This window comes from Enterococcus sp. DIV1208 (genome assembly GCF_050530455.1).
Taxonomy (GTDB): domain Bacteria; phylum Bacillota; class Bacilli; order Lactobacillales; family Enterococcaceae; genus Enterococcus_B; species Enterococcus_B hirae.
Genome location: NZ_CP172887.1, coordinates 497,939 through 512,151 on the forward strand (window position 1 = coordinate 497,939; position 14,213 = coordinate 512,151).

A 14,213-nucleotide genomic window follows, 5' to 3' on the forward strand; every position below is an offset into this window, starting at 1 on the left:
GAAAATAGCTTTTCTATTTTCTGACTACTTTGGGTTATTTTTATTAGAGCGACACAGGATGCATTTTTGTATACTAAATACAGATTCAGCCTTTCAAGGTTTGTCGATTGTCTGAAATTTTACCCAATGATGATTTTTTCAGTAGGGTATTCGTAGCCTAAATCTCGTGTTTCTTTTGGAACAAATAACATCAAAGTATACAACATACCGATACGACCGATAAACATTAAAGCTGCGATCGTGATTTTCCCAATTACTGACAAGTTCCCAGTAATTCCCAGGGATAAGCCAGTGGTTCCGAAGGCTGAAGTTACTTCAACGATAATTGCAATTAAAGGCTGATTTTCTGTAGCTGATAAAAAGACGATACAGAAAAAACACATACCAAGAGATAACATAAATACAACGACTGACTTACGCACATCATCATTATCGATTCGACGACCAAAAATATTGATGTTGTCTTCGCTTTTAAGGAAAGAGTAGAGATAAAGACCAATAATTGCTACGGTCGTTGTACGAATCCCACCACCTACCGAACTGGGGCTACATCCAATGAACATCAATAAAGAAAAAACGATCAATGTAGTGATTTGGAAATTACCCAAATCATGGATTTGTAAGCCAGCATTACGAGTAGTCATAGAGTAAAACATAGAATTGATCCACTTGACACTTAAACTAGAATCTTGAAAAAGATGGTCTTTTTCAAGTAAAAAAATTAACAGCGTCCCACCAACAAATAAGATGATAAAGGCTAAAACCGCTAATTTTGTAAATAAGGAAAAGCGAAACGGTAATTTTGCTTTTGAGCGTTTATACAAAATCCATTCACGAAATTCCATCAAAACAGGAAATCCTATCCCACCAATAAAAATCAAAAACATGATAACAAATAGGAACAGATAGTCATGTGCAAACGGCTCGATTGAGTTTCCTGTGACATCGAAACCCGAATTGGTCACAGCAGAAATCGATTGGTAAAATCCATAGAAAAGTGCATCCCGCCAATGATCAAAGTAGCCTCGATAATAGAAATAAATGGAAAAGAAAGCGCCAAAAAGGACTTGGAACCACAACAAAATTACAAAGGTGATACGAATCAAACGAACAATACCAGATAAGCGTGGCTGATTCATATCCGTCATGATCAGTTGTCGCTGTCGTAACGTGATTCTTCGTTTAGAAAAGATAATAAAAGCAGTAGAGATCATCATAATCCCTAATCCACCTACTTGGAATAGTATTTCAAGTAAGATTACCCCGTTATCATTAAAAGCCGAATTAATATCAAATGTGGACAATCCCGTTACACTGATTGTACTGATCGCCATGAAAAGCATATCGATAAAAGGTACGTGACTATCTGGTTCACGAAAAAAAGGAATGTAAAACAATCCTAAAGAGACAATGGTCATAATAAGATAGTAAAAAACAATGACTTGGATTGAAGAAAAATGACTAGAAGCGTAACGTTCGCTTCGACGTCTTAATTTCCGCATGAAAAGGGTTAATTTCAAGAAACTATCCTCCTTTTTAAAAGTTGTTTCTTTCAGTATACCGAGGTTATAAATAATACTCAAAGAAATCTTAAACAAAATGTACGTTTTCTTTTGATTTGCTATCAAATAGCATATAATTATGGAAGAATTGAAGAATAGCGAGGTCTCCCAATGATTGATGCAAAGGTAATTGTTGAAAAAATGAAAAACCAGAAAATAAATTATGATCGAGTACTACAAAAAATGATCCAACAATGGCAACAAGAAGAAACTCGACCAAAAATATTAATCCATACTTGTTGTGCTCCTTGCAGCACACATACGTTAGAATTTATGTGCCAATTTGCAGAGGTTACTTTATTTTTTTCAAATTCTAATATCCATCCTAAAAATGAATATTTAAGAAGACTCCATGAACAAAAGCGATTTGTTAATCAGTTTAACGAGCAAACCAATCATCATGTTCAGCTGATCGTTGATGAGTACCGCCCCAGCGAGTTTAATAAAATGGTCATTACGCAAGGCCTTACGGAAGAAAAAGAAGGTGGCGCAAGATGTAGTGCCTGTTTTAATATGCGTTTAGACCTGGTAGCACAAAAAGCCCAAGAACTTGGTTATGATTATTTTGGGAGTGCATTAACGATCTCACCCAAGAAAAATGCTACTCTGATCAACCAAATCGGGATGGATATCCAAAAAATTTATGGAACTCATTACTTACCAAGTGATTTTAAGAAAAATAAAGGATACGAGCGATCGATCCAGATGTGTAAAGAGTATGACATTTTTCGTCAGTGTTACTGTGGCTGTGTCTTTGCAGCTAAACAGCAAGGTTGTGATTTAAAGAAAATAAACCAAGAAGCAAAGGATTATTTAGCAAGTTCAAAAATTTCAATTAATTAGCTCTATTATAAAATTTTCAAGAAAACGTAAGAAAAAAATAAGAAATTTATGTTAAGTATAATTAAGTGTCAAAATAAAAGCGATTGATTCGATTGAAAACGAATATTCAGTTTGGTGGAAAAATGAATTTTAGACCAAGCATAAAAAATAATAGTGATGAAAAATAAAACATAAAGGAAGAGATATGATGCGAAAAGTAGCACCTATTTTGAAACCAATAGCAGTCTTAACTATTTCAACAATCGTTGCTACTGCGACCGGTGTTGTCAACAGCTCAAGTTATCGTACCCCTAGTTCAAGTTCGGTGGAAGAAACAACACCAACATCAACACCAGAGACCACATCTAATGAAACGTCGACAACACTGGATCAGACGAATGATTCATCGAGCACATGGGAAGAAAATACGAGTTCAACCAACGAAAATACGTATTCTACAGAGCAACCAAGTAGTTCGAAAGAAAAGTCTGACAAGCAAGGAAGCAGTTCATCCGAAACCAGTGATACGAATGCGATCAATGGAGGAAATCATACAGAACCAAGCTCAAGTTCGTCAACAGTACCAAGTAATACGACACCAAGTACTGAAGGACAGGATAGTGGAGAGGCTACCGTGAAAAATGTAACGCCAACCCAAAATACAGATGGAAAACAAGTGTATAATCAGCAAGCAGGTGATTCACAATGACAATTTTATTAGATATTATCAATAGCGTGCATAAGTTTTTAGGTTATTTAGATATTAGTCCTAAATATTTAAATCGAGGCTATACGATTTTAAGTGTAATCCCAACGATGTATCTTTTACGGATTATTTATGGACTTTGGCAAAACCAAAATTACTTACAATTTTTCTTGTATGGAATCGGCTTTTTAGTGTTAGTGTATTTTATCATTTTGAATGTATTTTATTACTTTCTGGATAAGAATACCAAAGCGGATGTGACACAATTGTTTGTCAAATATTTACCGGAAGAAGCATTCAATATTCAAACAGAAGAAGCGATGCTGAATAGCGGTGCAATCGACAAAGTGAACACGAAAGAAGTCAGTGTTTCTTATGATGAAGATTATCAATTGCGATTAGCTGAAAACATGCGTTATTTAATCGGGAATGGTGAGATTAAAACAAATGATCTAGGAAGAATGGATGGCTATCTTGTGGATCGTAACACACTTTATCCTTATTATTACGTTAAAAAAGTAGCAGAAAAAGAATATCAGTTGAGTATTGGGCGCAGCTACTCGGATTTAGCCCCTGTTGGAACGATTCTTATGGATTCGGCGGATGAAAAGCTCGAACCAGTTGGGTTGTTTATTGTAGGTGGTGACTTCGTCAAAGAAGGCTTAAGGTATCATGAGCCTTATCGTTTAAAACTTATCGTGAAAAAAGAACAACCAGAAAATGAAGCAATGGTTTACAGTAGAAGTCAACGAAGAAAGCATTCACGAAGTTAATGGATCACGTTGATCAAGACAGGTTGGAAAATTGTGGATGAAAAATGACAGAATCTCCCTTTGAATAATAAAAGAAAAAAATAGGGTTATACGTGATGTATTCTTATTCTTTCCTTTACTTTCTAAAAAAGGTAAAATAAAAAAGAACAATAAAAAAATCAATTGAATAATACGAAGAGAAAACAAAAGTAAAGCGGGAGGTATGTTGTGAAAGAATTTTTTAAAAATTGGGGTATTTTGATCGTAGTACTAGCAGCTATTTTATTAGCTCGGGTCTATGTATTTACGCCAGTTACCGTTAACGGACATTCAATGGATCCGACGTTGAGTGATGGTCAACGATTGATCTCGTCGAAAATCTCAAAGTATGAACGCTTTGATATTATCACGACGAAAGAACCTGGAGATGAAGAACGAATGATCGTTAAACGAATCATTGGCATGCCGGGCGATACCGTGAAAATGGAAAATGATCAATTGACGATTAATGGTAAAAAATATAATGAGTCTTATTTAAATGAGTTTAAAAAAGATTTTGCGAAAGATAAATTGCAGAATGAATATTCTTACAGTGAAGCTTTCCAAGCACAGGCTGAAAATTCGCAGCATTTCACAAGTGATTTTGAATATGTTGTGCCCAAAGGAAAATATTTAGTTTTGGGAGATAATCGTTTGATCTCTAAAGATAGCCGAATATTTGGCTTGGTGGATGCAGACATGATTCAAGGAAAAGTAGTTTTCCGTTACTGGCCTTTGAACGAAATCAAAATCTTTTAAGTCTCTTTCTGAGCAGGTATCAGAAAGAGCATGAGCAAAAAGCAGGCAACAGTGGTCATGACCAAGTTGTCTAGCCCAGAAAATAAGCCACAGAATCCGAAATAGTTTTTCCTATTTTAAGGATTCTGTGGCTTATTTTTTATTTTTTTCCGCTAGCAAAAAACAAAGAGGCATCTTGGTTCATGAATAAATTTTTACCAGAGTGAAAAGTGTGGATATTCGTGGAATGAAACCCAATTTGTTCAAGTAGAGCCATAAGTGCTTCATGGTCAAACCCATTATGGACTTTTGGATGGTTGATCGCATCATTGTGATCAAAATCAATGATCAAAAGTTGACCGTTTGGCGTAAGCATGTGGTAGAGTTTTTCTAAGATCAAACGTGTGTCAGGAATATGCAGTAGGACTAATGACATCAAAATAAGATCTACTTTTTGATCGATTTTTTGATCGATGGATTCGGTTGTGGCATCGAACGTTGCCGAAGAGACGTTTGTTAATCCGCTAGTCTTAATTTTGTCTTCAGCAATTGTTAGCATCGCATCAGAGGAATCAACTAGAAGAAGTTGCTTGAATCGGTCAGCTAAAGCTAACGAAACCAAACCGGTACCTCCGCCATAATCCATAAAAGTCAGTTCTTTGGTGGAAGAAGGTAGTTGAGAAATTAGTTCGTCTTGAATAATTTTTGCTAGTGCTTTTCTTTCGGGAGTATCATAATGGTTTGCGATTTGATTGAAGATTTCTGACATAAGGTCACTCCTGACTTCATAAGTTAGATGAATTTTGTTAAGTATAGCAAAAAAAACTGTTTTCCCAAACCACTAGTTGATTTTGAAGGATTGAAAGACACGCAGCTATTGTTTTAAATGTATGAGTGTTTTAATCTAAAGTAACGTTTTTACCAGATGAAAAATTCTCACTGTAAAAAATAATGAAAATCAAGTATAATACCATAGGAACAAACTGGAAGGTGAGCAAGTAAATGGCACAACTATTTTTTAAGTATGGCGCAATGAATAGCGGCAAGACAATTGAGATCTTAAAAGTCGCACATAATTATGAAGAACAGAATAAACCAGTTGTCTTGATGACAAGTGGGATCGATACCAGAGATGGTGTTGGTGTTGTCTCTAGTCGTATTGGGTTAAAAAGAGAAGCCACGCCGATTTTTGAAGAAACAGATGTCTTTGATGTCATTTTTCAAATGGAGGATAAGCCATATTGTATATTGATCGACGAGGCGCAATTTTTAAAGAAAAAACACGTAATTGCGTTTACGAAAATTGTTGATGAATTAAACATTCCGGTGATGGCATTTGGTTTGAAGAATGATTTTAGAAATGAGTTATTTGAAGGATCAAAATATCTATTGCTTTATGCAGACAAAATCGAAGAGATGAAAACGATCTGCTGGTTCTGCCATAAGAAAGCAATCATGAATTTACATTATATCGATGGTCAACCAGTTTACGAGGGGGATCAGGTACAAATTGGTGGAAATGAAGCCTATTACCCCGTTTGTCGGAAACACTATTTTGAACCATCAATTATGACAGAAGGAGAATAAAGATGTACGATCAATTACAAGCAATTGAAGACCGTTATGAAGAACTGGGCGAGCTACTAAGCGATCCAGAAGTAATTTCAGATACGAAACGTTTTATGCAATTATCAAAAGAAGAAGCAAACACTCGTGAAACTGTTGATGTCTACCGTCGTTACAAAGATGTCGTACAAGGGATCAAAGATACAGAAGAGCTGTTAGGTGAAAAGTTGGATGATGAAATGGCTGAAATGGCCAAAGAAGAATTATCTGATTTGAAAAAAGAAAAAGAAGAATTAGAAGAAAAAATCAAAATCTTATTACTACCAAAGGACCCGAACGATGATAAAAACATCATCATGGAAATTCGTGGGGCAGCAGGTGGAGATGAAGCAGCGTTATTTGCTGGTGACTTATTCAACATGTATCAGAAATATGCAGAATCACAAGGTTGGAAAACGGAAGTGATGGAGGCAAGTATTACTGGTATCGGTGGCTATAAAGAAGTCATCATGATGATCTCTGGAGAAAATGTCTATTCAAAATTAAAATATGAAAGTGGTGCGCATCGTGTACAACGAGTGCCATCTACAGAATCACAAGGACGAATCCACACATCAACAGCAACCGTTGTGGTCATGCCAGAAGCAGAAGAAGTAGAAATCGATATTGAAGATAAAGATATCAGAACAGATATCTATCATGCATCAGGGGCTGGCGGTCAGCACGTCAATAAAACAGCATCGGCAGTTCGTCTAACTCATTTACCTACTGGAATCGTGGTAGCAATGCAAGATGAACGTTCACAGCTGAAAAACCGTGAAAAAGCCATGAAGATTTTACGGGCCCGTGTCTATGATAAAATCCAACAAGAAGCACAAAGTGAATACGATGCAAACCGTAAATCAGCCGTTGGAACGGGTGATCGCTCTGAGCGGATCCGTACGTATAATTTCCCGCAAAACCGTGTGACTGACCATCGTATTGGTTTAACTATCCAAAAATTAGATCAAATCCTTGCTGGAAAAATGGATGAGATCGTGGATGCGTTGATCATGTATGACCAAACATCAAAATTGGAAGAAATGCAAAATGGGTAAGACCACGTATTTAGAAGTCCTATCACGGGCTTCTTCTTTTTTAGAAGATCATGGAAAAGAAGGACATAGTATCCAATTTCTTTTTCTTGAACGTAAAGGTTGGCAAAAACTTGATTGGTTGTTGCAGATGAATGAGCCCATTTCTAGCGAAGATCAACAGATGATCGAACAAGATCTGGAGCATTTGATGAACAATTATCCGCCTCAATATTTGTTGGGGTATGCTGACTTTTATGGTCACCGCCTAAAAGTGACAGAGGACACTTTGATCCCTAGACCGGAAACAGAAGAATTAGTTGAACGATGTTTGCAAGAAACGTCAGAACAAAACTTGAAGGTCATAGATATTGGAACAGGAACAGGGGCAATTGCGATCAGTTTAAAAGCTGCAAGAAAGAACTGGGACGTTTCGGCTGTGGACCTATCTCCAGCAGCTCTCTCAGTAGCGAAAGAGAATGCGCAACAAGCTGGACTGGCGATCCATTTTTATCATGGAGATACACTGGCACCGGTCAGTGATCAAACCTTTGACGTCATTATTTCCAACCCGCCGTATATTCGTTTCGATGAATGGGAATTGATGGATGAAAGTGTTCGGACATTTGAACCTAAAATGGCATTATTTGCCGAAGATGAAGGATTAGCCATCTATAAAAAAATAGCAAAAGAAGCAAAACAATATTTGAAACCAGAGGGAAAACTATTTTTGGAAATAGGATTTAGCCAAGGGGAGATCGTGAAACAAATCTTTCAAACGGCATTCCCCAATAAACAAGTAAGTATTCATAAAGATTTATTTGGAAATGAACGAATAGTTTCTGTGATGAGCTGATTGTGGATGAAAAATATTTTTTATGTTTTTTTATCATAAAAAAACATTGATTTTACAAGGATGAAAACGAGTTATTGACTTATCAACATACTTATCCACTATTGACAAAATAGTTATCAACACTCTGTTGATAACATGAGGATAAAGTAGAATAAATCAAGCATATTGAAAAATGAGGGTGTGGATAGACTGTGGAAACAAACTATTATCATGAAGAACAATTATCAGAAGCAGCACAAGCATTAAAAAGTGGCGAACTCGTTGCTTTTCCAACTGAAACTGTCTATGGACTAGGCGCTAATGCACTTTTGCCTGAAGCGGTAACCGAAGTGTTTTCGGTCAAAGGTCGTCCACAAGATAATCCTTTGATTGTCCATGTTTCATCGTTTGAGCAAGTAAAACAATTTGTGGATAACTTTCATCCTTTAACGGAAAAAATCGTCAATCATTTCTGGCCAGGTCCCTTAACACTTATTTTTGAGATCAAAAAAGGGTCTTTACCACCTATTGTAACAGGTGGGTTATCCACAGCTGCTTTTCGTATGCCAGATAACAAAAAAACGCTTGAAGTCATCCAATTAGCTGGTATACCAATTGTTGGTCCTAGTGCGAATACTTCGGGAAAACCTAGTCCAACGACTGCGGAACATGTCTACCATGATTTAAAAGGAAAAATCAATGGGATCATTGATGATGGTGCAACCCGAATTGGTGTGGAATCAACCGTGATCGATCTCAGTGATCCGGATCGTGAACCCATGATTTTACGTCCAGGAGCGGTGACCAAAGAACAGCTTGAAAAAGTGATCGGTGGAAAGGTGGCCGTTGATCGTCATTTAGTCCAAAGCACTGAAACACCTAAATCACCAGGAATGAAATATAAGCACTATTCGCCTGATACGCAAGTCATGATGGTCCAAGAAAATGATTGGGAAGGCGCTGTAAAATGGGCGAAAGAAGAACATTTGCGTGTTGGAGTAATTGCAGGTCCTAAAATTGCTGAAGCTGTTCGTTTTGATGTAGCAGCAGTCTACATGTATTTTGATGATTCAGTAGAAGCCGCTACGAAAGGATTATTTGCAGGATTACGTGGGTTAGATGAGAAGAACCTTGGACTTGATATGATCTTTGTTGCAGTATTTCCAGAAGAAGGTCTGGGAAATGCTTATATGAATCGCTTAAAAAAATCAGCGGGACAAAAATATTTTGAAAAAAGAACGTAGGTAGCTTGTACCCATACTTTATTATGATACAATGCAATAAAGTAAACTCTACTTGAATAAACTTGAATAAAACTGAGAGATCATGTTCAAAAGAGAAAGAATCAGCAATCATTCGTGAGATGTAGCTTTTTACAGCGATCTGAATGACCAGTTAAGGATTTTAGCTGATCGTGCATAGATTGCTAGTTGATTCATGATTTCTTAGTAAACAATAAGAAGGAGCTGTTGTGTGTGGTAGACTACAAAACGTTTGACCCAGATTTATGGGCAGCAATCGCAAAAGAAGAAGAAAGACAAGAAAATAATTTGGAACTTATCGCTTCCGAAAATTTTGTCTCTGAAGCAGTGATGGCGGCTCAAGGAAGTATCTTGACAAATAAATATGCAGAAGGTTACCCTGGGCATCGTTATTATGGTGGCTGTGAATTTGTCGATATCGTCGAAAGTTTAGCGATCGATCGTGCAAAAGAATTATTCGGTGCAAAATTTGTCAATGTTCAACCTCATTCTGGTTCACAAGCGAACACGGCAGCATATCTTGCTTTAGTAGAACCTGGTGACACGATTTTAGGGATGGATCTTTCAGCAGGTGGACATTTGACTCATGGTTCTCCTGTGAACTTTAGTGGAAAAACGTACCATTTTGTAGCCTATGGTGTTGATCCAACAACAGAAGTCATTGATTACAATGTTGTGCGGATTTTAGCTAGAAAACATCAACCAAAATTGATCGTTGCCGGAGCAAGTGCCTATGGTAGAATCATTGATTTTGAAAAATTTAGAGAAATCGCTGATGAAGTAGGTGCGAAATTAATGGTTGATATGGCACATATCGCTGGCTTAGTTGCAGCTGGTGTCCATCCAAGTCCAATCCCTTATGCGGACATTACTACGACAACCACTCATAAAACATTACGTGGACCACGTGGTGGTATGATTTTGACCAATAATGAAGAATTAGCGAAAAAAATCAATAGTGCAGTTTTCCCTGGCATCCAAGGTGGACCACTAGAGCATGTCATTGCAGGGAAAGCAGCAGCATTCAAAGAAGCTTTGACACCTGAATTTAAAGAATACAGTGAACAGATTATTGCTAATGCCAAAGCGATGGCAAAAGTCTTCAATCAAGCAATCGGTACAAGAGTGGTCTCTGGCGCAACGGATAATCATTTAGTTTTAATCGATGTCCGTGGATTAGAGTTAAACGGGAAAGAAGCCGAAAGTATTTTAGATAGTGTGAATATTACGGTTAACAAAAATTCAATTCCATTTGAAACACTTAGCCCGTTCAAGACTAGCGGGATCCGTATCGGTACTCCAGCAATTACTACAAGAGGCTTCAAAGAAGAAGATGCTGTGAAGGTGGCGGAATTGATCGTCAAAGCTTTACAAGCCAAAGAGAATGAAGCCGAATTAGCTGAAGTCAAAGCTGGTGTGCGTGAATTGACTGAAAAATATCCTTTATATAATAAATAAAAGGAATAATCACTACAAAACGAGTCGCTTAACGCAAGAAGTACCATCAGCAGACATAAAAAAGCAACTGTTTCAAAATTCTTAGTTTGCTAAAATTTATTGTATATTAAAAATAATCCGAAGAATCCAAAATCGCTTCTCCTGTTTTTGGAATTCTTTGGATTATTTTTTGAAATGGCTTATTGTGTGTGGACACTTTTTCAAGGGAAAGTTGTTGGAATCGCTTCTTTTGGGTGTTTTAGTTTTATTTAGGCAAAAGTTTTCTTCTATCGATGCAGCACGAATACATTGGTGAAATCTATTTAAAATAGCCTGAGATATAGGACTGAGATGGATTAGGTATGGAAGTGTTGAGGTTTTGTTTTAATGAAGGGATAAACTAAGACGGAGGTACTGGGGGAAGTATGGGGAATGCTTATGTTGACTGAGTTTGAGAGAAAACAAACAAACTGATTTTTTGACTTTTTCATTGGGGCTCACTAGTATATGAGGTGTAATTTGGCTTTTTATTATAATCTAGGGAGGAACCATGATGACCGAACGAATCTCATTAGAAAAATCAGCAATCGAATTTAGTGATGCAAATGCTCCCCACCCAAGAATCTACGAATTACCACCTGAAGAAGGACGAGCGCTATTAGAAAAAGTCCAAGAATCGCCCGTTGATAAACTACCAGTCGACATTGAAGATTTAAAGGTTGATACTGGTCAATGGGGGTCCATCAACGTTCGTTTTGTCCGTCCAGAAGGAAATACTGATAAATTACCAGTGATTTTCTATATTCATGGAGCTGGTTGGGTTTTTGGTAGCGCACAAACTCATGACAAGTTGATTCGTGAATTAGCCGTTCGCACGAACTCGGTCGTCGTTTTTCCAGAGTACAGCCGTTCGCCGGAAGCAAAATATCCAACAGCGATCGAACAAAGCTATGCAGTCTTACAAAAGCTAAGTGAACTAGCGGAATCAAAAGGGTTAGATTTAACTGAATTAGCGGTAGCGGGCGATTCAGTTGGAGGTAATATGGCAACTGTAATGACTATTTTAACCAAAGAACGCCAAGGGTTGCCGATCCAAAAACAACTTTTGTTTTATCCGGTGACGGATGCCAATTTCACTACTGATTCTTATCAAGAATTTGCCGAAAACTATTTTTTAACAAAAGAAGGAATGAAATGGTTTTGGGACCAATATACAACTGATGATTCAGAGCGGTCAGAAATCACCGCATCACCATTACGAGCGACTTCTGAAGACTTGGCAGACTTACCACCAGCTTTGATTTTAACTGGTGAAGCGGATGTTTTAAGAGACGAAGGAGAAGCTTATGCTCGGAAGTTACGTGATGTAGGTGTGGCAGTCACCCAGGTTCGTTTTCAAGGGATGATCCACGATTTTGTGATGGTCAATTCATTGGACCAAACCAATGCTACCAGAGCAGCGATGCTTTTAGCGACTCAGTGGTTACAGCAGGATCGATGATCCTATTTATATAACCAGATATATGTAATATTAATCTGACTAAAAGACAGTAAAAATAACAAAAAAACTCATTGTTCAAAGCTTTTTTGTTATTTTTTACTGCTTTTTTTTATTTTTGATTACTGTTGTTTTATTTATTTTATTTTCTTTTGAAAAGTTGTTGGTTTGACTAGTCAATTGGGTCTTTTTGTTTTACAATTAAAAAGAAACGACAGAACAAAGGAGACCAGAAAAATGGGCAAATTCCAAGTAATCGACCATCCATTGATCCAACATAAACTAACTATTATTCGTGACAAAGACTGTGGAACAAAAGTTTTCCGTGAGGTTGTCGACGAAATTGCTATGTTGATGGCATATGAAGTATCACGTGACATGCCATTAGAAGATATCGTAATCGAAACACCGATTACAGAAACAACTCAAAAAACGTTATCTGGTAAAAAAGTAGCGATCATTCCGATTCTACGAGCAGGTATTGGGATGGTTGACGGTATTTTAGAATTGATCCCAGCTGCGAAAGTCGGACATATCGGGTTATACCGTGACGAAGAAACATTTGAACCTCATGAATATTTCGTAAAATTACCTGAAGATATCGATGCACGACAATTATTTGTTGTTGACCCAATGTTAGCGACAGGTGGCTCAGCGATCATGGCGATCGATGCATTAAAAGAACGTGGCGCTTCAAATATCAAATTTGTTTGTCTAGTAGCTGCTCCAGAGGGTGTAAAAGCTTTACAAGAAGCACATCCAGATATTGACATCTACACAGCTGCATTAGATGAAAAATTGAATGAACACGGCTACATCGTTCCAGGTCTAGGCGATGCAGGGGACCGTTTATTTGGTACGAAATAAAAATAATAAACGCTAAGGCACCAAACCATAGTAGGATTTCTTATTCTATTATGGTTTTTTGTTTGTTATTAATTCTAGTAATTTATCATGGTTTTGATAGAAAGTAGTTTATTCAAAGAATAGCTGCAAGAAGATGGATCAAAGAATATACGGAATTTGAAAAAACGGATGGAGTCTTGCAGAATCTTAAGTGAACAAGAGGAACAGCAAAAGAATAGAGGATAGTTTTTGACATCTCATAAGTCTTTATTGATGTGAGAAAAAAAACTATTTTTAAGTTAGAGAGAACAATAGGCACGTTTATGATGCCATGAATGGAATAAGTGATCCTAGATAGTTGATGAAATTTTTCAAATAAAAAAACCATCCCAAAAAACGCAGAGATGGTCAGTGTTAAATTTTCTTCAATTCTTTGTAATTGATGATGATTACACCTTTGCTTTGTGTCATTAAATTGGCATTTTCATCTGTTTTGTCAATTTCAACCACAGCCGAGTTTTTCAGTTGTTTTGAAATTGTTCCAGTTTGCGGTGTTCCATGAATCATAAATGTCACGTGAGTGTCGATCGTAAATTTTTCCCCAAATTCTGACGGTACGATAGTTGTATCAAATTTTCCAAACGTTGCCATTTTCATAAAACCTGCCTTTCATATCAATTATACCACGTTTTATGAAAAAAATCATGAAATAGAACGAAATTTACACTTGTGCCTTTACAAATTTTTAAAATACGTATATAATTTCATATGGAAACGCCAGCTTAGCTCAGTTGGTAGAGCAACGCACTCGTAACGCGTAGGTCACAGGTTCGATCCCTGCAGCTGGCATCATTTATAAAAGCAACGATCTCAAAGATTTTTTATTTTGAGATCGTTGCTTTTTTTCGTAAGGAATTTGAAAAGAAGAGGAAGGAACATCATTAAAAATAGCGGATACGGGGATGTCGATTCTGGATCTGTTTTACTATTCAATAACTGCGAAGAAGCATCAAGATCTGGTTCTTCAACCAATTTTTTAAACATCAAAATTAGTAGATTCTACTAGTTTTGATGTTT

The 14,213-nt window shown here is 36.9% G+C and carries 14 protein-coding genes and 1 tRNA gene; 12 read left to right on the top strand and 3 right to left on the bottom strand.

Annotated features, from left to right (window positions below; genetic code table 11):
- Positions 1-119: 119 nt before the first annotated feature.
- The gene (locus IGK91_RS02320; RefSeq protein ID WP_148282908.1) at positions 120-1,502 is read right to left on the bottom strand and encodes a TrkH family potassium uptake protein; all 1,383 of its coding nucleotides are present in this window, start codon (positions 1,500-1,502) and stop codon (positions 120-122) included.
- A 171-nt stretch (positions 1,503-1,673) separates the two neighbouring features.
- Here IGK91_RS02320 and IGK91_RS02325 point away from each other — a divergent pair, with 171 nt between their 5' ends.
- The 4 genes from IGK91_RS02325 to lepB all read left to right on the top strand — a co-directional run bounded on the left by IGK91_RS02325 (position 1,674) and on the right by lepB (position 4,640).
- A complete protein-coding gene (locus IGK91_RS02325; RefSeq protein ID WP_010738402.1) occupies positions 1,674-2,405 on the top strand; it encodes an epoxyqueuosine reductase QueH in 732 nt (243 codons plus the stop codon).
- A 187-nt stretch (positions 2,406-2,592) separates the two neighbouring features.
- The gene (locus IGK91_RS02330; RefSeq protein WP_025480242.1) at positions 2,593-3,093 is read left to right on the top strand and encodes a hypothetical protein; all 501 of its coding nucleotides are present in this window, start codon (positions 2,593-2,595) and stop codon (positions 3,091-3,093) included.
- Positions 3,090-3,863, top strand: coding sequence for a DUF6681 family protein (locus IGK91_RS02335; protein ID WP_010720002.1), 774 nt, complete (start codon positions 3,090-3,092; stop codon positions 3,861-3,863). Before IGK91_RS02330 ends, IGK91_RS02335 begins: the two co-directional genes overlap by 4 nt.
- Positions 3,864-4,070: 207 nt before the next feature.
- Complete coding sequence (gene lepB, locus IGK91_RS02340; RefSeq protein WP_010720001.1) at positions 4,071-4,640, top strand: signal peptidase I; 570 nt, start codon at positions 4,071-4,073, stop codon at positions 4,638-4,640.
- A 139-nt stretch (positions 4,641-4,779) separates the two neighbouring features.
- Here the strand turns inward: lepB and IGK91_RS02345 are convergent, their stop codons facing one another.
- Complete coding sequence (locus tag IGK91_RS02345) at positions 4,780-5,388, bottom strand: class I SAM-dependent methyltransferase (RefSeq protein ID WP_034866230.1); 609 nt, start codon at positions 5,386-5,388, stop codon at positions 4,780-4,782.
- A gap of 233 nt (positions 5,389-5,621) precedes the next feature.
- Between IGK91_RS02345 and IGK91_RS02350 the strand changes: the two genes are divergently transcribed.
- From IGK91_RS02350 to upp, 7 genes are all read left to right on the top strand, one after another.
- Positions 5,622-6,206, top strand: coding sequence for a thymidine kinase (locus tag IGK91_RS02350; protein ID WP_010719999.1), 585 nt, complete (start codon positions 5,622-5,624; stop codon positions 6,204-6,206).
- Between the two features lie 2 nt (positions 6,207-6,208).
- Positions 6,209-7,282, top strand: a complete 1,074-nt coding sequence (gene prfA / locus IGK91_RS02355) for a peptide chain release factor 1 (protein WP_010719998.1) — start codon at positions 6,209-6,211, stop codon at positions 7,280-7,282.
- Entirely contained in the window at positions 7,275-8,114 is an 840-nt protein-coding gene (prmC, locus tag IGK91_RS02360; protein ID WP_181934182.1) for a peptide chain release factor N(5)-glutamine methyltransferase, read from the top strand. The genes prfA and prmC overlap by 8 nt, the downstream gene beginning before the upstream one ends.
- 191 nt (positions 8,115-8,305) lie before the next feature.
- On the top strand, positions 8,306-9,337 hold the full coding sequence (locus IGK91_RS02365; protein WP_081122966.1) for an L-threonylcarbamoyladenylate synthase: 1,032 nt from the start codon (positions 8,306-8,308) through the stop codon (positions 9,335-9,337).
- A 231-nt stretch (positions 9,338-9,568) separates the two neighbouring features.
- Positions 9,569-10,813, top strand: a complete 1,245-nt coding sequence (gene glyA, locus IGK91_RS02370) for a serine hydroxymethyltransferase (RefSeq protein WP_010738399.1) — start codon at positions 9,569-9,571, stop codon at positions 10,811-10,813.
- A 532-nt stretch (positions 10,814-11,345) separates the two neighbouring features.
- On the top strand, positions 11,346-12,293 hold the full coding sequence (locus tag IGK91_RS02375; RefSeq protein ID WP_010738398.1) for an alpha/beta hydrolase: 948 nt from the start codon (positions 11,346-11,348) through the stop codon (positions 12,291-12,293).
- Positions 12,294-12,527: 234 nt separating this feature from the next.
- The gene (upp, locus tag IGK91_RS02380; RefSeq protein ID WP_010719993.1) at positions 12,528-13,157 is read left to right on the top strand and encodes a uracil phosphoribosyltransferase; all 630 of its coding nucleotides are present in this window, start codon (positions 12,528-12,530) and stop codon (positions 13,155-13,157) included.
- 393 nt (positions 13,158-13,550) lie between these two features.
- On the opposite strand, the gene IGK91_RS02385 is transcribed toward upp, so the two are convergent.
- Positions 13,551-13,793: a hypothetical protein gene (locus IGK91_RS02385; protein ID WP_010719992.1), complete on the bottom strand. Its 243-nt coding sequence runs from the start codon at positions 13,791-13,793 to the stop codon at positions 13,551-13,553.
- 119 nt (positions 13,794-13,912) lie between these two features.
- Between IGK91_RS02385 and IGK91_RS02390 the strand changes: the two genes are divergently transcribed.
- Positions 13,913-13,985: transfer RNA gene (locus IGK91_RS02390), tRNA-Thr, on the top strand.
- Positions 13,986-14,213: the final 228 nt, after the last annotated feature.

Excerpts from the sequence above, each read along its gene's own strand:
- IGK91_RS02320 (WP_148282908.1), bottom strand. The coding sequence starts at position 1,502 with ATGCGGAAATTAAGACGTCGAAGCGAACGTTACGCTTCTAGTCATTTT.
- prmC (WP_181934182.1), top strand. The coding sequence starts at position 7,275 with ATGGGTAAGACCACGTATTTAGAAGTCCTATCACGGGCTTCTTCTTTT.
- IGK91_RS02335 (WP_010720002.1), top strand. The coding sequence starts at position 3,090 with ATGACAATTTTATTAGATATTATCAATAGCGTGCATAAGTTTTTAGGT.
- prfA (WP_010719998.1), top strand. The coding sequence starts at position 6,209 with ATGTACGATCAATTACAAGCAATTGAAGACCGTTATGAAGAACTGGGC.
- upp (WP_010719993.1), top strand. The coding sequence starts at position 12,528 with ATGGGCAAATTCCAAGTAATCGACCATCCATTGATCCAACATAAACTA.
- IGK91_RS02350 (WP_010719999.1), top strand. The coding sequence starts at position 5,622 with ATGGCACAACTATTTTTTAAGTATGGCGCAATGAATAGCGGCAAGACA.
- IGK91_RS02325 (WP_010738402.1), top strand. The coding sequence starts at position 1,674 with ATGATTGATGCAAAGGTAATTGTTGAAAAAATGAAAAACCAGAAAATA.
- IGK91_RS02385 (WP_010719992.1), bottom strand. The coding sequence starts at position 13,793 with ATGAAAATGGCAACGTTTGGAAAATTTGATACAACTATCGTACCGTCA.
- IGK91_RS02330 (WP_025480242.1), top strand. The coding sequence starts at position 2,593 with ATGCGAAAAGTAGCACCTATTTTGAAACCAATAGCAGTCTTAACTATT.
- IGK91_RS02375 (WP_010738398.1), top strand. The coding sequence starts at position 11,346 with ATGACCGAACGAATCTCATTAGAAAAATCAGCAATCGAATTTAGTGAT.
- IGK91_RS02345 (WP_034866230.1), bottom strand. The coding sequence starts at position 5,388 with ATGTCAGAAATCTTCAATCAAATCGCAAACCATTATGATACTCCCGAA.